This window comes from Microcoleus sp. M2_D5 (assembly GCF_036701935.1).
Lineage (GTDB): Bacteria > Cyanobacteriota > Cyanobacteriia > Cyanobacteriales > Microcoleaceae > Microcoleus.
Genome location: NZ_JAUBRP010000042.1, coordinates 1 through 16722, shown reverse-complemented (window position 1 = coordinate 16722; position 16722 = coordinate 1). Strand labels below are relative to the sequence as shown.

Annotated in this window: 19 protein-coding genes; 13 read left to right on the top strand and 6 right to left on the bottom strand. The window is 46.4% G+C overall.

What is annotated here, in order from left to right; all coding sequences use genetic code 11:
- Position 1: 1 nt before the first annotated feature.
- From zwf to QUA50_RS18075, 11 genes are all read left to right on the top strand, one after another.
- A complete protein-coding gene (gene zwf / locus QUA50_RS18125) occupies positions 2 to 1531 on the top strand; it encodes a glucose-6-phosphate dehydrogenase (protein WP_333265389.1) in 1530 nt (509 codons plus the stop codon).
- A gap of 192 nt (positions 1532 to 1723) precedes the next feature.
- A complete protein-coding gene (gene opcA, locus QUA50_RS18120; RefSeq protein WP_333265391.1) occupies positions 1724 to 3088 on the top strand; it encodes a glucose-6-phosphate dehydrogenase assembly protein OpcA in 1365 nt (454 codons plus the stop codon).
- A 384-nt stretch (positions 3089 to 3472) separates the two neighbouring features.
- Positions 3473 to 4960: a cobyrinate a,c-diamide synthase gene (locus QUA50_RS18115; RefSeq protein ID WP_333265393.1), complete on the top strand. Its 1488-nt coding sequence runs from the start codon at positions 3473 to 3475 to the stop codon at positions 4958 to 4960.
- Between the two features lie 217 nt (positions 4961 to 5177).
- Positions 5178 to 5675: an ureidoglycolate lyase gene (locus tag QUA50_RS18110; protein ID WP_333265395.1), complete on the top strand. Its 498-nt coding sequence runs from the start codon at positions 5178 to 5180 to the stop codon at positions 5673 to 5675.
- 93 nt (positions 5676 to 5768) lie between these two features.
- Complete coding sequence (locus QUA50_RS18105; protein WP_333265396.1) at positions 5769 to 6689, top strand: FkbM family methyltransferase; 921 nt, start codon at positions 5769 to 5771, stop codon at positions 6687 to 6689.
- 62 nt (positions 6690 to 6751) lie between these two features.
- Positions 6752 to 6958: a hypothetical protein gene (locus QUA50_RS18100; RefSeq protein WP_333265398.1), complete on the top strand. Its 207-nt coding sequence runs from the start codon at positions 6752 to 6754 to the stop codon at positions 6956 to 6958.
- Between the two features lie 36 nt (positions 6959 to 6994).
- On the top strand, positions 6995 to 7405 hold the full coding sequence (locus tag QUA50_RS18095; RefSeq protein ID WP_333265399.1) for a hypothetical protein: 411 nt from the start codon (positions 6995 to 6997) through the stop codon (positions 7403 to 7405).
- An 11-nt stretch (positions 7406 to 7416) separates the two neighbouring features.
- Entirely contained in the window at positions 7417 to 7869 is a 453-nt protein-coding gene (locus QUA50_RS18090; RefSeq protein ID WP_333245796.1) for a hypothetical protein, read from the top strand.
- A 98-nt stretch (positions 7870 to 7967) separates the two neighbouring features.
- Positions 7968 to 8429, top strand: coding sequence for a KGK domain-containing protein (locus QUA50_RS18085; protein WP_333265401.1), 462 nt, complete (start codon positions 7968 to 7970; stop codon positions 8427 to 8429).
- 119 nt (positions 8430 to 8548) lie between these two features.
- Positions 8549 to 8725, top strand: coding sequence for a DUF4089 domain-containing protein (locus QUA50_RS18080; protein WP_333123882.1), 177 nt, complete (start codon positions 8549 to 8551; stop codon positions 8723 to 8725).
- 24 nt (positions 8726 to 8749) lie between these two features.
- Entirely contained in the window at positions 8750 to 10213 is a 1464-nt protein-coding gene (locus QUA50_RS18075) for an AtzE family amidohydrolase (protein WP_333265403.1), read from the top strand.
- 11 nt (positions 10214 to 10224) lie between these two features.
- Here the strand turns inward: QUA50_RS18075 and rpsU are convergent, their stop codons facing one another.
- The 3 genes from rpsU to QUA50_RS18060 all read right to left on the bottom strand — a co-directional run bounded on the left by rpsU (position 10225) and on the right by QUA50_RS18060 (position 11975).
- On the bottom strand, positions 10225 to 10419 hold the full coding sequence (rpsU, locus tag QUA50_RS18070; protein ID WP_006632476.1) for a 30S ribosomal protein S21: 195 nt from the start codon (positions 10417 to 10419) through the stop codon (positions 10225 to 10227).
- Positions 10420 to 10591: 172 nt separating this feature from the next.
- Positions 10592 to 11726, bottom strand: a protein-coding gene (prfB, locus tag QUA50_RS18065) for a peptide chain release factor 2 (protein ID WP_333265405.1) whose coding sequence is annotated in 2 segments (ribosomal slippage) — positions 10592 to 11653 and positions 11655 to 11726 — 1134 coding nt in all. Because the reading frame shifts where the segments join, the coding sequence is not laid out codon by codon here.
- A 66-nt stretch (positions 11727 to 11792) separates the two neighbouring features.
- Positions 11793 to 11975 carry a hypothetical protein gene (locus QUA50_RS18060; protein WP_333265406.1) on the bottom strand — a complete coding sequence of 61 codons (183 nt, stop codon included), beginning with the start codon at positions 11973 to 11975 and terminating at the stop codon, positions 11793 to 11795.
- A gap of 17 nt (positions 11976 to 11992) precedes the next feature.
- Here QUA50_RS18060 and QUA50_RS18055 point away from each other — a divergent pair, with 17 nt between their 5' ends.
- Positions 11993 to 12166 (top strand): hypothetical protein, encoded by a 174-nt coding sequence (locus QUA50_RS18055; protein WP_333265408.1) that lies wholly within the window; start codon positions 11993 to 11995, stop codon positions 12164 to 12166.
- A gap of 20 nt (positions 12167 to 12186) precedes the next feature.
- Here the strand turns inward: QUA50_RS18055 and QUA50_RS18050 are convergent, their stop codons facing one another.
- The gene (locus QUA50_RS18050; RefSeq protein WP_333055754.1) at positions 12187 to 12405 is read right to left on the bottom strand and encodes a helix-turn-helix transcriptional regulator; all 219 of its coding nucleotides are present in this window, start codon (positions 12403 to 12405) and stop codon (positions 12187 to 12189) included.
- Positions 12406 to 12704: 299 nt separating this feature from the next.
- Between QUA50_RS18050 and QUA50_RS18045 the strand changes: the two genes are divergently transcribed.
- Complete coding sequence (locus QUA50_RS18045) at positions 12705 to 13175, top strand: hypothetical protein (protein WP_333265410.1); 471 nt, start codon at positions 12705 to 12707, stop codon at positions 13173 to 13175.
- Positions 13176 to 13280: 105 nt separating this feature from the next.
- Here QUA50_RS18045 and QUA50_RS18040 read toward each other — a convergent pair whose 3' ends face one another.
- Together QUA50_RS18040 and QUA50_RS18035 are read right to left on the bottom strand one after the other, a co-directional pair.
- Entirely contained in the window at positions 13281 to 14669 is a 1389-nt protein-coding gene (locus QUA50_RS18040; protein WP_333265412.1) for a UDP-glucose/GDP-mannose dehydrogenase family protein, read from the bottom strand.
- A 221-nt stretch (positions 14670 to 14890) separates the two neighbouring features.
- Positions 14891 to 15829 carry a UDP-glucuronic acid decarboxylase family protein gene (locus QUA50_RS18035; protein ID WP_333265414.1) on the bottom strand — a complete coding sequence of 313 codons (939 nt, stop codon included), beginning with the start codon at positions 15827 to 15829 and terminating at the stop codon, positions 14891 to 14893.
- Positions 15830 to 16722 lie beyond the last annotated feature (893 nt).

The following is a 16722-nucleotide window of genomic DNA, read 5'->3' as shown; positions in this document are numbered from 1 at the left end:
AATGGTAACGCTACTTGAAAATCCGCTGCGGGTAGGTTTGCGAAAAGAACGAGTGCCGGAACCACAAATTCTGGTAATCTTCGGAGCTTCTGGGGATCTCACCCAGCGCAAACTGGTACCTGCAATTTATCAGATGAAGCGCGATCGGCGCTTGCCACCGGAAACTACCGTAGTGGGAGTAGCCCGCCGCCCTTGGAGTCACGATTACTTCCGAGAGCAAATGCGCGAAGGCATTGAAGAATTTGGCGGCGGCATTGGCAATGAAGAATTTTGGCAAGATTTCGCTAAAGGTTTGTACTACTGTCCGGGCGACATTGACAACCCCGAAAGCTATCAAAAACTCAAAGCTTTCTTAGCGGAACTCGACGAAGACAGGAGAACTAGGGGCAATCACATATTTTATCTCTCGGTTTCCCCGAACTTTTTCCCCGAAGCAATTAGGCAACTGGGCGCGGCTCAAATGCTGACCGATCCGGCAAAACACCGCTTGGTAATTGAAAAACCCTTCGGCCGCGACTTGAGTTCGGCAAAAGCTCTCAACCGAGTCGTGCAGAAGGTTTGCCAAGAACAGCAAGTTTACCGGATCGACCACTATTTGGGTAAAGAAACTGTTCAGAATTTAATGGTATTTCGGTTTGCCAACGCGATTTTTGAACCGCTGTGGAACCGGCAATTTGTCGATCACGTACAAATTACAGTTGCAGAAACAGTAGGCGTAGAAGACCGGGCCGGTTACTACGAATCCTCTGGGGCGTTGCGGGATATGCTGCAAAACCACTTGATGCAGATTTTCTGTCTGACGGCGATGGAACCGCCGAATTCCTTGGACGCTGACAGCATCCGTACCGAAAAGATGAAAGTTCTGCAAGCAACTCGCTTGGCAGATTTGAATAACTTGGACTTCTCAGCGATTCGGGGTCAATATTCCGCGGGTTGGATGAAGGGCAAACAGGTGCCGGGGTATCACGAAGAACCGGGCGTTGCTCCCAACTCGACAACGCCGACTTTTGTGGCGATGAAGTTTACTATCGACAACTGGCGCTGGCAGGGAGTGCCTTTTTATCTGCGAACCGGCAAACGGTTGCCGAAAAAAGTCAGCGAAATTGCGATTCAGTTTCGCGAAGTGCCCCTGATGATTTTTCAGTCGGCGGCCCAACAAACTACCCCCAACGTTTTGACTATGCGCGTGCATCCCAACGAGGGGATTTCGCTGAGGTTTGAGGCGAAAATGCCGGGGCCGGATTTGCGGACGCGGACGGTGGATATGGATTTCAGTTACGGTTCTTCCTTTGGGGTGACATCTTCGGATGCTTACGATCGCCTGTTAATTGACTGTATGCTGGGCGACCAAACTTTGTTTACCCGTTCTGATGAAGTGGAAGAAGCTTGGCGGGTGGTAACGCCGGCGCTGATGGCTTGGGAATCGTCCAACGAACAGGAGTTGGTTCCTAAATACGAAGCGGGTACTTGGGAACCGGCGGAAGCAGAACTGCTAATTAACAGAGACGGTCGCAAGTGGCGCAGACTTTAAAAGTGATTAGTCAGCAGTCCTCAGTCAGCATTCCTTAGTTTATTGGTCAGCATTAGTCATTATTGATTAGCTAAGAACTAATGACTAATGACCAATGACTAATGACTAATGACTAATGACTAATGACTAATGACTAATGACTAATGACTAATGACTAATGACTAATGACTAATAAGAAAGGAGAGAAGATTTATGACGATGACACCGATGAAAGCTCCGCCTCTGGTTTCGCTACAAAGTCCTAAAGATGTGTCGATCGACCAAATAGAGGCCGAATTGAGTCAAATTTGGGAAAGTTACAGAGAATCGGGGTCAAAGGGCGATGTTCCGATCGCTAGTAGGGCAACAACTTTTACTTTTGTAGTCTACGAACCGGAAGAAACTCAGCGGTTATTAGCGGATCTGGGGTTTTACGACGGGCCGGTGGACGGTATTACCGGGCCGATGACGGCATCTAGCATCAGGGCGGCTCAAAAAGCTTACGGGCTGCCGAGAACAGGCAAAGCTAACGCTGAATTGCTGGCGACTTTGCGGGAAGAAGTGGCTCGCAAAAATTCCAGTGGTGAGGAGATGGGATCTAGTGGCTTGGGTTCCGGGGGTTCGGGGGTGGCTGACGCGATTGTGGCTGCCAATCCCTGCCGGATTATTGCTCTGTGCCCGACGGCGGGGGAAGATACGGGCGTGCAGGCTCAAGTGGCTGCTTATTGTCCGGTTCACCAGCGCACCACTGGCAATCTGATCTGCTGCGAATACATTACGCTGCGGGGTACGGAAGCTGCTTTGGAACGGGTTAGCGGCATCGTGACGGCGTTGACTATCGCTGATTTGCCGACGCTGCTGTGGTGGAAAGCGAACCCGGATGCCGATCGAGGTTTGTTCCAGCGGCTGGCGGCAATTAGCAGTTCTGTGATTGTTGACTCTAGCAGCTTTGCCGAGTGTGAAGCGGAATTGCTGTTGATGCACAGTCTGACCGAGGAGGGAATTCCGATCGCGGATCTCAATTGGCGCCGGCTGGCCGCGTGGCAGGAGTTGGCTGCGGAGGCTTATGACGCCCCGGAACGCCGCGCTGCGATTCGGGAAATCGATCGGGTGACGATCGATTACGAACAGGACAATTCTACTCAAGCGCTGATGTATTTGGGCTGGCTGGCGAGCCGGCTTCAGTGGCGTCCTGTTGCTTTCAAACAGGAAGAGGGCGATTACCAAATCAAGCGAATTAAATTCGCCGGACCCGACGAACGGGTTGTAGAAGCGGAGTTGGCTGCTATTCCTACTGCTGATACGGGCGATGTTCCGGGCGATTTGATTGCTCTGCGTTTGAGTTCTACGAACGAGAAGGCTGACTGCGGTACGGTTCTGTGTTCGGAAGTGGGCGGCTGTATGCGGATGGAAACAAAGGGCGGCGCTCAAACCGATCGGTTTAACCAGGTGAGTCCTCTGTTCGATCAGGTGACGGAACAGTTGCTGGGCCAGCACTTGCAGAGTTGGGGCCGGGACGTGCTTTACGAAGAAAGTTTGGCAGTGACGGCTCAAATGCTGAAGTTGGCTAAGCGGTAAAGAGAAGTTCGGCAACGGATTGTGTAGCGGATGTAACCGATGTAACGGATGGATGGAATCAGGAGAAAGGAGAAAGGAATAAGCAAGACGGATTGAGTTAACATTCAGTGGGGCAGGCAATGTCTGCCCTGCTTTTATTCTTCTCTTTTCTTCTGGTTCTTCGCGTCTTAGCGGTTCGTTAAATAGTTATTATTTGAGCGGTTTGAGAGCTATACTCAGCACTTTATCAACTGTCTGTTTTTGCGAGGAAAAATTGCATAAATCTTTGATGGATACAGAAACCGCAGATGCAAGGCAGATTAACACCGATAAACGCAGATAGTTTCCTGATTGGAAGGCGACTTTGGCAATCTTATCTATTATTTATTTTAACTAACTAGAACTATGGCTTTAGTAATTGCTGGCGAACGCAGCGGTGCGGGAAAGACTACTGTAACGATCGCCCTTTTAGCTTATTTAATGCGCCGAGGCTTTAATGTTCAGTCTTTTAAGGTTGGCCCGGATTACATCGATCCGATGTTTCATGCTTTTGTTACTGGTCGGCCCTGTCGGAATTTAGACCCGGTATTAACGTCTGAATCTTATGTAAAAAAGTGTTTTTCTCGTCATATTCAAGATGTCGATTGTGCCTTAGTTGAAGGGGTGATGGGACTATTTGATGGAGTGAGTCGAAAAACTCAGGAATCAGGAAGGCAGGACACGGATACAGGGATTAATTATCGAAAAGAAGAAGGTAATTATGATTTTTCCTTTGCTTCTACGGCTCATGTTGCTTATTTGCTGAATTTGCCGGTATTGTTTGCGATCGATTGCAGCAGGCTGTCTGGTTCTGTGGCTGCGATCGCCCACGGTTTTCGTTCTTTTAACCCTGACCTTAAATTCGCTGGTTTGGTGCTGAATCGGGTGGCGAGCGATCGACATTTGGAACTGCTTCAAGATGCTCTCAAACCGCTCAATTTACCTATTTTGGGGGTTTTGCGTAGGGATGAGGCTGTTACTATTCCCGATCGACATTTGGGTTTGATTCCGGCTGAGGAGTTGCCGAATCTTCATGCTGCGATCGATAAGTTGGCTGATTTGGCTGCTGTTAGTTTTGACTGGGAGCAACTTTTGCCTTTGTTGGCTGCTACTCGAAATGGGGGGGGTGAGGGGTCTGAGCAACTTTTGGGTAGGCACGGTCTCCCTTCGGAAATTATAACTAAAAAAGATGATGTTGTCAACTCTTTGGGAAAACAATTTGGAGTGAGGATTGCAGTTGCGCGCGATCGGGCTTTTAATTTTTACTATCAGGACAATCTTGATTTGTTGGAAGAGTTGGGTGCCGAGTTGGTATTTTGGAGCCCGCTTGATGACTCGGTTTTTCCCGACAACGTGCAAGGGTTGTATTTTGGCGGCGGTTTTCCCGAAGTGTTTGCTCAAAAATTGAGCGGTAATGTTTTAATTCGGGATGCGGTAAGAAGTGCGATTTTTTCGGGAATGCCGACTTATGCTGAGTGTGGCGGTTTGATGTATTTGTGCGATTCTATTGTAGATTTCGACGGCAATTCTTGGCAAGGGGTGGGTGTGTTGGAAACTGCTGCTGCGATGGGAAAGCGTTTGACGCTGGGATACCGAGAAGCTGTGGCGGTGAGGGATAGTTCGGTGTTAACTGCTCTTGATGAGGTTTGGGGACATGAGTTTCATCGATCGCATTTAACTGTGGAACCGAGTAATCCAGTTTATCACAGTTGGAGGTATGGGAAGCGGGGGGAAGTTGAGGCGGTGGCTGAAGGTTGGGGAGTTTGTCGGGTACACGCTTCTTATTTGCATTTGCACTGGGGTGCTCGGCCTGATATTCCGGCTCGTTTTTTGCAGCAGTGTGCTGATGCGTGATTGTAAGGTTGATACAGAAACCGCAGATGTCAGGCAGATAAACACAGATTAACGCAGATAAATTTCAATAAGGGCGATCGAATGAAAGCAATCTTGTTTATTTTTTGTGGGATGAGTCGAAAGGTTGGTTTTTAGCTGCACCCAAGGTAGAAATAAAGTGGTCTTACTATTTATATTAGAATACTTATGACTGAAAAAGCTAGGGATGTTGGAATTTATGAGCGAATCAATTTCAACTAAGCAGTTGTTTGCACAAGTGGTGACACCGGAGAATTTTCGGCGTTACGGTCAAGTTATCTTTGCGGCTGTTGATGGCAAGTCTTTCGATGCTGAGGATGCTCAGTTAAACTTGCAAAATGGTATTCCTAGATTTTACATTATGCGGCTGCACTATAAAGGTCGCAAGTTTGGCAAAATTACACGGCACGTTCAATGTACTCAGTGTTTGGGTTCTTTGGATGGGAAGGATTGGTTGATGGCGGTTGCGCCTCCTGGGGATAGCTATAAACCGAGTTTAGAGGATATGGCTGCTTTTCGGATTCCGGGCAATTGTTTTATTAAGTTAGATGTGGGGACTTGGCACGCTGGGCCTTATTTTGATGCGGATTTTGTTGATTTTTACAATCTGGAATTGAGCGATACTAATGTGGTTGACCATTTTTGCTTTGATTTTGTGAAAAATCACAATCAGGAATTTGAGATTGTCTGGATTTAAGAAAAATTTATCGTAGAATTTTGATAGTATATCCACTAAGCTGATTGTACCTGCTTAACCGTTTTTAATAGTTTGGGGAGAGGTCTAATAATTATGAATTATCCACTCTATTCTCTTTTGATTTTACCATATACGCGCCGGGAACTCCCTGGATGGGGAAAATTGATGACACTCACAGGGGTGTACCGGGATGATTTGTGGAAAAATGCTCCTATACGGGAGATTCGAGGCAAGTTCCACGGTTATCGGATGGCGATGGATCTTTCCAAGTGGAACGATCGCATGAGCTATTTTTTAGGCCGTTATTATGACTTGCCCACGCAACTTTTTATCCAAAATGCTGTACAGCATGGGGACAGTTTTATTGATGCGGGGGCAAATACGGGCATGATTACTCTTTTGGCTGCTTATCATACAGGAACCACGGGATGCGTACACTCTTTTGAACCAAATCCTCTGGCGTTTCAAAAATTAAAAGCTGCGGTAACAGACAATGAATTGCAGAAAGTTTCTCTGCACCAGTGCGGGCTTTCTAACGAGCGAAATGAACTGACACTGACAGTACCTACAGATGTTACTGGTTTGGGTACTTTCGCTCAACTCCCAGAAAAAGATCGAAGTCTAATTTCTAATCAGTATCGAGTACCTGTGTATCGCGGAGATGAAATGCTCCCAGATAATCTTCCTGGTGCTACTTTTATTAAAATTGATGTGGAGGGGTTTGAGGTGAATGTGATTAAAGGTTTCTCCCAAACGCTGCAAAAGCTTCGCCCTGCGGTGTTGACAGAAGTTGTAGGAAGTCATCTGGAACGGGCTGGTTCAAGTGTAGCAGAACTTTGCTCTGTGATGGGTGACTTTGGCTATGAAGCTTTTAACTTGGAGGCGAAACGGGAAGGTTTTGGCCATCGGTTACAATTGTCTAAAGCGCAAGGAGAAAAGATGACTGATGATGTGGTTTGGCTGTATTCTGAGAGTCCTTTATTTTCTCGCCTGCAACAGTGGATGACACACTGATATTGCAGAGGATAAGAATTGCAAGTGCAGGGAAATCTAGGCTGATTTCCCTTTGTTTTAATATGATCGCTGTCAACGGTGCTAAAACTCTCAATCTGGGAGATGATAATTATGGGATAGAGGCGGGTCAACCTGCAAATTTGATTGTGTTGGATGCTGAGGATTGTTATGATGCAATTAGGAGGCGCGCTGCGGTTAGGTATGTGATTTCGCGGGGTAAGTTGCTGGCGGAAACTGCATCTGCTAAGATTAGTTTTTATGGTATTTGACAAACAATATTTTACGCTGTTAAATTGTGAATCAAGGTGCTAAGCTGTTGTGCATTTAAACTGCACAGTGAAAATTTAGTCAAGTTCTTGTGGGGAGTAGGGGTTGGGCCAGAAAGCCCGCACAAAAAATGCAATTTAGATGTCGAACAGCTTATTCCCGATGAGAGTCCGAGAAATTTGCCGGAGCAACTTCTGTTGCAAGATGCTAAGGCTGGTAATTGTAGAGCAATTCAGGGCGGGCCTGACGATATACTAGGGGATGTTTCCAGATTGGTTGCCCTCTATGGAGGTAATCCCGAAGACTGGTACAAAATAACTAGCATTCAGGCTTTTACAATTAATGTAGCTTCCGTACAAGTCCACTGGTTTGAAAATGCAAAAATTTTCCAACAAGTTGAATTAAAGTTTAAACGACAATATCCTAAAATAGCACCTAAGAATTTATAGGTAGACAAGTTATGATTGTTCGCTGTATTGCTAATACTGGGGAAGTTCTACCGGAAAATTATATCGATCCGGCAAGAGGTTATACTAAAAAGGTTGAATTGCCGTTGACTGTTGGCAAGGAATATGTTGTTTATGCAATCCGATCGTGGCAGGGAATAGTTTGGTACTATATTTGTGATGATAATTACAGTTATTATCCTATACAGACTCCGGCACCGCTGTTTGAAGTAGTTGATAACCGAGTTTCTAAGTATTGGCAGTTTATGCTTGACCCGAATGGGGTGTTAAGGTTTGCTTTTGAGCAGTGGTTTACTGACCCTTGTTTTTATGATAAGCTGACGGATCAAGAAGAGGCGGAGGTTGAGATTTTTGAGAAGGTTAAGGAATTGATGGATGCTGAGGACTTTGCTTTGCCTCCGCTGGATGTGGCCGTTGAGAAGTTGCGGGAAACTGTCAGTGTTTGAGTGGAAAAGTGCGAGAGTCAATTTATTTTGTTAACCAGCTTGACTCACACACCTCCAAATAGTATAAAATATCAAGTAGCAGAATCTTGTGAAATAAAATGGACGAAAAAGTTGAAATCAATAGAAGCTATGAGACACTAGACGGCGATGATGATGTTTTGTTATTGGGTCAAGCTACTTTTACGGTTCGCCGATTTAAAGAGCTAGCCTCCAGTAAGTTTAACAAGATAATGCTTCAGACTTATGTAGCAGAAACAAACCAACGTGAGAAATCGATAATTCAGTGGATACAATATCTGTCGATTAACGAAGAAACAAAAATTATGGGAGGGGATATAAACTGGAAATCGCCTCCAGAAGGAATTGATTGTCAAATTCTAAGAATTGGTTCCAAGGGTTGGCAAAAAGGAAAGCTTCAAATAGAACTTAATCAAACTTTGCAGTCTTGGCAAACGCAAGTCTGTATAAAGTTTTGTCCTGATGAACCACCCGATCAAAAATCGCCTCTAGATGATATCAGACAATCCGAGGAATACAAAAAACTGCTCGAAAATAACTGACAACCAGACGTGGATTAGTCTAAAATAATCGATCGCACTTATATCTGAACCTTAGATTTTCAACCGCAGATGAGGGCAGATGTACGCGGATGAACGCTGATGTTGTTTGGGATGGACTAATGACAAATATAGAAGAATATGTCGATCGCACTGCCGAACTGATAAACTTACCCTTAGACCCGGAACACCGCCCCGGTGTTGTGGTAAACTTCGAGAGAATAGCTGCGATCGCCCGACTCGTTACTGAATTTCCTTTACCTCCAGAAGTAGAAGTCGCGCCGGTGTTTGAACCTTAGATTTTTAACCGCAGACGAGGGCAGATGAACGCGGATGAACGCAGATGTTTTTTAGAGAGGGCTGATGCGGTTGCTACGGCAGCGGCTGTTAAATGTGGTAAGGTTACGGCAGCAGAGGCGGTAAGTGCTGCTTTGGAACGGATTGCTGTTAAGGATAAAGCTTTTAATTGTTTTACTGCTACCGCTGCATCAAGCCCACTCGCAGCGGCCGAAAATATAGATAATTCCATCGCAAATAACCAAGACCCAGGCCCTTTAGCAGGCGTTCCCTTCGCAGTTAAAAACCTGTTCGATGTCGGCGGAATTACTACTCTAGCTGGGTCAAAAATCAACGCTGACAATCCTCCGGCTACCCAGGACGCGGCGGTGGTCGCCCGACTCAAACAAGCCGGGGCTGTCCTCGTAGGTACTCTCAACATGGATGAGTATGCCTACGGTTTCGTCACGGAAAACAGCCACTACGGGCCGACTCGCAATCCCCGCGATACTGCGCGCATCGCCGGCGGTTCCAGCGGCGGTTCCGCAGCAGCAGTCGCCGCCGGTTTTGTACCCATCACCCTCGGTTCTGATACTAACGGTTCCATCCGCGTACCGGCTGCTTTGTGCGGTGTCTTGGGGTTTAAGCCTACTTACGGCCGTTTGTCCAGGGCTGGCGCTTTTTTATTTTCGAGTAGTTTGGATTGTGTGGGGCCGTTTGGGCGATCGATCCGAGACATCGCGCTGCTGTACGATATCCTGCAAGGCCCTGATTCTCGTGACCCAGTTTGCACTCAACGCCCGCCAGAACTTTGTTCGCCGCAGTTAAATCAAGGTATCGAAGGATTGCGAATTGCTGTTGCTGACGGGTATTTCGCCACAGGGGCCGAACCGGAAGCAATGGATGCTGTAGAAATAGTTGCTAAAGCCTTGACAAATGTCTTGGATTGTGGTAACGATACAGAAAAAACAACAAACCCCCCAAAAATAGGGGGGCTTGCAACTGTCAGCATACCGGAATCCGATCGCGCTAGGGCTGCGGCGTTTATCATTACCGCTTGCGAGGGGGGAAACTTGCATTTAGACAATTTGCGATCGCGCCCTCAAGACTTCGATCCGGCCACGCGCGACCGCTTTTTAGCGGGAACCCTGATTCCTGCGACTTGGTACTTGCAAGCGCAGAGATTCAGACAGTGGTACCGCGATCGAATTCGCGAAATATTCCAACAAACAGACATCATCCTCGCACCCGCAACCCCGATAGCTGCCCCTGAAATTGGCGTCGAGAAAATGGTAATAGCCGGACAAGAAATTTTAGTGCGTCCCAATCTCGGACTGTTCACCCAACCCCTATCATTTATTGGCTTGCCCGTTCTTTGCGTGCCCGTACAGCGGCCCGGCGCTTTGCCCTTGGGGGTACAAATTATTGGTGCTCCCTACAGCGAAGCGGTGATTCTCCGAGTCGCTGCGGTACTAGAATCGCAAGGCATTATATCTGCCGAATCAATTTAGTGCTAATAATTCTAGGGTTTGTTGTTGCGGTGAAAGCGTCTCTTAGTCCTTCTGGCAATAGCTTTGCGCTTCTGCTTTTCCAACGGGGTTTCAAAGTGGCGGTGCTTTCTCATGTCGGGGAAAATACCCGCTTTAGAAACTTGTCGCTTAAACCGTCGCAGGGCTGACTCAATCCCTTCATTTTCGCCTATTACAACTTGGGTCATTATTTCTCCTTTTGTTCGGTAGATCAAGTTTTATCATATCAAGGTTTTTGGCCGCGCGACCTGTTGAAGGTCGGGCGATCGACCAAAACCCCAAAATTATACCAAATCCTCTGCCATTACGGCTCTTGATTCTTTAGTCTGCACAGGCGGACTTTGTATGTCAAGGAGCGAATTAGATTCCTGCGGTTGAATCGGTTTGGGCTACCAACTGATTTTCCTGTCGCAGGTAAGCTTGAATAAACGGCTCTAATTCGCCGTTCATCACATCTGCGATGGCGGTTGTTTCCACTCCAGTACGCAAATCCTTGACCATTTGGTATGGGTGAAAAACATAATTGCGAATTTGGTTGCCCCAAGCTGCCTCCACCATGTCGCCGCGAATCTCGGCAATTTCCGAAGCGCGCTGTTCCTTAGCAACCACCAACAGTCTAGCCTTGAGTAATGCCAGAGCTTTTTCTTTATTTTGCAACTGACTGCGTTCTTCGGTGCAGCGGACGGCCAAACCAGTAGGAATGTGAACGATTCGGACTGCGGTTTCTACCTTGTTAACGTTTTGCCCGCCCTTGCCGCCAGCGCGGGAAGTCGTGATTTCCAAATCTTTTTCGGGGATGTCCAACTTGACGGATCGATCGAGAATTGGCATCACTTCGACGCCAGCAAAACTGGTTTGACGCTTGTCGTTAGCATTAAAAGGTGAAATTCTGACCAAGCGGTGAGTGCCTTTTTCCGATCGCATATAACCGTAGGCGTAGCGGCCGACAATTTCCAAAGAAGCCGATTTAACACCTGCTTCCTCTCCCTCGGAAATTTCCATTAAATGTACTTTGTAACCTTGACTTTCTCCCCAGCGGGTGTACATCCGCAGCAGCATTTCGGCCCAATCTTGAGCATCTGTGCCGCCGGCCCCGGCGTTAATTGTCAAAACGGCGCCGCCTTCATCGTAGGGCCCGGATAGTAATTGTTGCAGTTCCCACTGGTCGAGTTCGCGGGTTAACCGAGAAAGACTTGATGAGGCTTCTTGGAACAGGGACTCGTCGGCTTCTAACTCCAGCAGTTCTAAAATAGCTTTAGCATCTTCCAAGCTCGTTTGCCAGCCGCGATATTGGTCTAGATGAGATTTGAAGTCATTAAGTTCTTGGAGGGTTTCTTGAGCTCGATCTTGGTCTTCCCAAAATGCTGGTTGGGCGCAGATTTGCTCTAAGTCTTGAATTTTGGCTGTGAGTGCGGGGATGTCAAAGATAGTCCTGGGTTGCACCCAGTCGATCGGACAATGTTTCGATATTGTGTTTGATGTCTAGAACTTCCACTGTGAGTTCTCCTAGTTGTGGGGTGTATTTTTGAGTTTAGCTGAAATTTTGCTCTAAATGTGCAAATCAATTTTTCAGCAGCACACCAGCTTTGATAAATGAGTCTAGTTTGTCGCCCGTGCACTTCGGCGACTGCTGTTGTTTGGATTCCTGTACGGACATCCAAAACTTTGCCGGCATTTCGCGCTGTTGCTGGGCAATTGATATTCCCGAATTTGTTGGTTCTGGACTGTTTTTAGGATTTCGCACTGAATGTCTGCAAGCTGTTGAACTCCTGGTCTTTGCATAATAGCAAACAGTTTTGTTCTCCTGACGCGCTGCTGCAAGCGAGTTACTTTAATGATAGGCGATCGAGTTTGGTTGCGGGCGATCGACAATTGCTGAAATCATTACATCAAAACTTCGACGATCGCATCAAAAGTCGATCGCTACCACATTAGAATTTAAGCAAAACCTTCTACTATTTTTCTAGGATTACCACGAAATCCTCAATCATCACATCAAAAGTTTGAGCCAGCTTGTGAACTGCTGCAAAGTCAACCATTGCCATACCCTGAGAACGGGCATAATTGCTAATCGTACTGTAGCCCACGCCCGATCGCTCCGCAACCTCTTTGAGCGTCCATCCCTTCTGGGCCGCCAACTCTCGAACCCGCAACCTTACTAAGCCTTTGCTCATATTCACTATTTACAAAATTTTGGATTTAGTATAATATATCAAAAAGCGATCGCCCCCGGTCATTCGATTTTAGATTTTAGATTTTAGATTTTAGATTAACTCTAAAGATGAATCTGGTAGCTGGAACGTTGGTCGAAAATTTGGCGCCTCTCATGGCAGAAGTCGGGGCTTGTCTCCGTTTTGCGGCGGAGTCAACGAAACTAAAGACGATCGCGAGTTAAAATTAATCCCGACAGATAATTTCTGTCGGTCGCAATTAGCAGAGATAGATTTAGCTACCACCACCAGATGCAACTACAATGATATCAGCAAATCAGTTAAGAGCGTCAACGATCGGCGCATCAAAAATTATTCACAAATCGTCCATCGTCAATCCGCGATCGAGATTTGTCACCGAAGAAACAGTAGCACTCCTGTTCAACATATCACCGGAACAGATATACCGGATCGAATGCTGCCACAACGTGGTGTACGTTCATGCCAAAGGCCTGAGTCGATTTGTCAGCTACGCCGATTTCCCCCCAATCTTAGAAGTAAAACCGCCATGCGATCGAGATTTTGTCGCCTGGTACAAACGCTGGAAACGGACACAAGCACCAGAATTTTGGACTAAATTCTATACGTACAACTTCAAAGCGGCTGTTTCAGTTGACAGCTTGCTGGAGTGGGGTAAATTAGTAGCTACAGTTAAATCGGTAATTTCTGCCTCAGCGCTGCAACAGCTACGAGATGTTTACGCTCGAGAAAAAGCATTGATGGAAAATTTTTAAAGCAGGCGGGGCGGGTAAATCGGCAATTGTTGGCCACCAGCAAGATAAATGCAAGGTGCGCTTCGGCGCACCCTACGGGATAGAGGTTTTGATCGAAACTCTTCTTTACCTTCCAATCCCCACATATTGGAAACCAGCCGCTTCTAAAGCCTTCTTGTCTAAGAAATTGCGGCCGTCAATCATCACCGGATGATTCATCAACTTCGCCATTTTATCGTAATCTAAATTGCGAAACTGTTCCCAGTCAGTCACCAACACCAAAGCATCGCAACCGTCGGCCAACCTTTCCGGGTCAGTTTCTACCAAAACTCCCGACAAACCGTGACGCATCCCAGTTTGAGAAACAATCGGATCGTAAGCTTTAACTTTCGCTCCCAACCGATTCAAATTCTCGATTAAATTCAGCGAAGGAGCATCCCGCAAATCGTCAGTATCCGGCTTGAAAGTCAAACCCAAAAGTCCGACAGTTTTACCTTTGAGAATCTTCAAAACGTGCTGCAACTTTTCAATAGCAATCAACCGCTGGCGTTCGTTAACTTCCACTGCCGCTTTCAGCAAATGCGCCTCGTAGCCGTAATCGTCAGCAGTGTGAACTAAAGCCGAGACATCTTTGGGGAAACAAGAACCGCCCCAACCAATGCCAGCTTGCAGAAACTTGTTGCCAATCCGCGAATCTAAGCCGATTCCTTTGGCGACTTGAGTAACATCTGCACCGACACGATCGCAAATATTAGCAACTTCATTAATAAAGCTAATCTTCGTAGCCAAAAAAGCATTAGCTGCGTACTTAATCATCTCCGCTGAACTGATATCTGTCATCACCACAGGAACTTCGGGCAAAGACGGATTTTCTGCGAACTTGCGATCGACAATCGGCCGGTATAACTGTAGCATCATATCCATAGCCCGCCGAGAGTTGCTGCCGAGAACAATGCGATCGGGATTAAAAGTATCGAAAACAGCACAGCCCTCGCGCAAAAACTCCGGGTTGCTAACCACATCAAATTGAACACCTGTTTTTGCTGCGACTTCCTCACCAGTAGCCTCATCACCGCTGTGAGGTTTTTGACGTTCCGCCAAACCGTCTAGTACAATTCTTCGCACCCAATCTCCCGAACCGATGGGCACTGTCGATTTGTTTACGATTACTTTGTAATCGCCGTCGAGGTGAGCTCCTATTCCGCGAGCAACCGCTTCCACGTAGCGAGTATCGCTTTCCCCAGTAGGCAAAGGAGGCGTCCCCACCGCAATAAACAAAATATCCCCGTGAGACACTCCTGCTGCTAAATCCGAAGTAAATTCTAGATTGCCAGATGCAGATGCAGAGGACATTAATTCAGACAGTCCGGGTTCAAAAATGGGCGACTGTCCAGACTTCATCAATTTAACTTTTTCTTCGTTGTTGTCTACGCAAATCACGTGGTGGCCGATGTGGGCCAAACAAGTGCCGGTGACTAAGCCAACATATCCTGTACCGATGACACAAACTTGCATAGAAATCTCCTCAAAGCTAGTAAATAAATTAGATGGGATGTTGAAACAAGAAGGAAGAAGGGAGAAGGCTTTAGTTATCTAGGAGAGAAGGAAAAAACAGCTTGTAGGGGTAGTGCTACCCCTACTCCCCGTGCCTACCCCTAGAGGGCAACAACGGGGGGTTTGCCCCTACCAATTTCAGGGCCAACCACAGGGGTTTTGCCCCTACAAATCCCCACTCTCTACTTTTGGTTTCCCTCGATGCGATCGCGAAAATCTTTTATAGTCAACTCTAAACCTCGATCCAGCGGCACAGTTGGCTCCCACCCCAACCAAGTTTTAGCACGAGTAATATCCGGTTGTCGCTGTTTTGGATCGTCTTCCGGCAGCGGTTTAAAGATAATTTCCGCCCCTGGATTAATAGTGTTTTGAATTTTTTGTGCCAGTTCCAATATAGTGTATTCGCCGGGATTTCCCAAATTCATCGGCCCGATTTTGTCGCTATTCATCAAACGAATAAATCCTTCCACCAAATCAGAAACGTAGCAGAAACTCCGGGTTTGGGAACCGTCGCCGTATACAGTCAGTGGTTGATTCCGCAAAGCTTGAGCAATAAAATTGCTCACTACTCTGCCGTCATTTTCCAACATCCGCGGGCCGTAGGTATTGAAAATTCGGACAACTCGAATGTCTACCCCATTTTGACGGTGGTAATCAAAAGATAAGGTTTCAGCTACTCGCTTACCTTCGTCATAACAACTGCGAATTCCGATACAATTAACGTTGCCGCGATAATCTTCTGTTTGTGGATGTATGTCAGGATCTCCGTACACTTCGGAAGTGGAAGCGAGAAAGAATCTTGCTTTTACCCGTTTGGCCAATCCCAACATATTCATCGTGCCGATGACGTTTGTTTTAATGGTCTTGACAGGGTTGTACTGATAGTGTATTGGGGAAGCGGGACAGGCCAGATGGTAAATCTGATCTACCTCTAACCGAATCGGTTCCGTGATGTCGTGGCGGATCAGCTCAAAATACGGGTTGTCCAGCCATTTGAGGATATTGCGTTTAGTCCCGGTGTAAAAATTATCCAGACAGACTACCTCATGTCCTTGGGCCATTAAGCGATCGATTAGGTGGGAACCGAGGAAACCCGCACCGCCTGTGACTAAAATTCTCATTGTGGAAACTGCCGTTCTGTTTAGGGGTAGGACTGTGGTACAAAAATTCAGTCGCTAGAATGAAACTTACTAATAGAATAACAAAATTGCGATCCACAATGTAAACACTTATGCGTCACCTGCATAAAATCTTTAATTAACTTAGCATTTTCAAATAGTTTGAACAAAATGCTATAATTCGCAAATGTCTGTAGCAATTTTTATTTAATTTTCAATATTTCCACAAAAACACTGTTGACAATAATTCTGTTTTGAGTTAATAACTATTAATTGTTTGTTATTTGTGATTGGTGATGCGATCGCATAACGTCTTGAGTTATCTAAGAAAAGGCTGATTCCCTAGGCATGGCTACGCTTCACGGGCTTGTTTGAAAATAGGTTAATCCAGTTTATGTAAACAGGGCTGACGCGCGTCAATCGATTTTAGATTTTAGATTAAAGAATTGACTTGCGCGAGATAAATGCTCTTTTTTGAGGATTTTAGATTTTGGATTGATTCCACGGATAAATCACGTGGCGGGTACCACCTTTGAAATTCTTAGTCAGAGGCTAGAAACCTGGTTTATTCGTAGATATAGTTGAGAAAGCAAATATTTTTCCGAGAAACCCGGTTTATTTGGTCTTAGTCGCGATGAATCAACTGCGACGACGGGAATTAGAATTATACAGTATCGCTGTCTGCTCTGGGTGGAATCTCAGCAGCAGTTAAAGTCACGATTTTTCCGTCACGCCAGATTCTAATCGATTGTCCTAGTCTGCGGTGTTTTTCAATGGCTTCGGCGATGGCTGCTTTTACACCTGCGTCAATGCGATCGGATAAGTAGGTCGGTGCGAAAAAACCGAACTATGTTAAAATAAGTAAAGATAGGAAATACGTCTACCAAGGTAACTCA

What these genes read in the sequence shown, in the direction of transcription:
- zwf (WP_333265389.1), top strand. Translation starts at nt 2, where the DNA reads ATGGTAACGCTACTTGAAAATCCGCTGCGGGTAGGTTTGCGAAAAGAA.
- opcA (WP_333265391.1), top strand. Translation starts at nt 1,724, where the DNA reads ATGACGATGACACCGATGAAAGCTCCGCCTCTGGTTTCGCTACAAAGT.
- QUA50_RS18115 (WP_333265393.1), top strand. Translation starts at nt 3,473, where the DNA reads ATGGCTTTAGTAATTGCTGGCGAACGCAGCGGTGCGGGAAAGACTACT.
- QUA50_RS18110 (WP_333265395.1), top strand. Translation starts at nt 5,178, where the DNA reads ATGAGCGAATCAATTTCAACTAAGCAGTTGTTTGCACAAGTGGTGACA.
- QUA50_RS18105 (WP_333265396.1), top strand. Translation starts at nt 5,769, where the DNA reads ATGAATTATCCACTCTATTCTCTTTTGATTTTACCATATACGCGCCGG.
- QUA50_RS18100 (WP_333265398.1), top strand. Translation starts at nt 6,752, where the DNA reads ATGATCGCTGTCAACGGTGCTAAAACTCTCAATCTGGGAGATGATAAT.
- QUA50_RS18090 (WP_333245796.1), top strand. Translation starts at nt 7,417, where the DNA reads ATGATTGTTCGCTGTATTGCTAATACTGGGGAAGTTCTACCGGAAAAT.
- QUA50_RS18085 (WP_333265401.1), top strand. Translation starts at nt 7,968, where the DNA reads ATGGACGAAAAAGTTGAAATCAATAGAAGCTATGAGACACTAGACGGC.
- QUA50_RS18080 (WP_333123882.1), top strand. Translation starts at nt 8,549, where the DNA reads ATGACAAATATAGAAGAATATGTCGATCGCACTGCCGAACTGATAAAC.
- QUA50_RS18075 (WP_333265403.1), top strand. Translation starts at nt 8,750, where the DNA reads ATGAACGCGGATGAACGCAGATGTTTTTTAGAGAGGGCTGATGCGGTT.
- rpsU (WP_006632476.1), bottom strand. Translation starts at nt 10,419, where the DNA reads ATGACCCAAGTTGTAATAGGCGAAAATGAAGGGATTGAGTCAGCCCTG.
- QUA50_RS18050 (WP_333055754.1), bottom strand. Translation starts at nt 12,405, where the DNA reads ATGAGCAAAGGCTTAGTAAGGTTGCGGGTTCGAGAGTTGGCGGCCCAG.
- QUA50_RS18045 (WP_333265410.1), top strand. Translation starts at nt 12,705, where the DNA reads ATGATATCAGCAAATCAGTTAAGAGCGTCAACGATCGGCGCATCAAAA.
- QUA50_RS18040 (WP_333265412.1), bottom strand. Translation starts at nt 14,669, where the DNA reads ATGCAAGTTTGTGTCATCGGTACAGGATATGTTGGCTTAGTCACCGGC.
- QUA50_RS18035 (WP_333265414.1), bottom strand. Translation starts at nt 15,829, where the DNA reads ATGAGAATTTTAGTCACAGGCGGTGCGGGTTTCCTCGGTTCCCACCTA.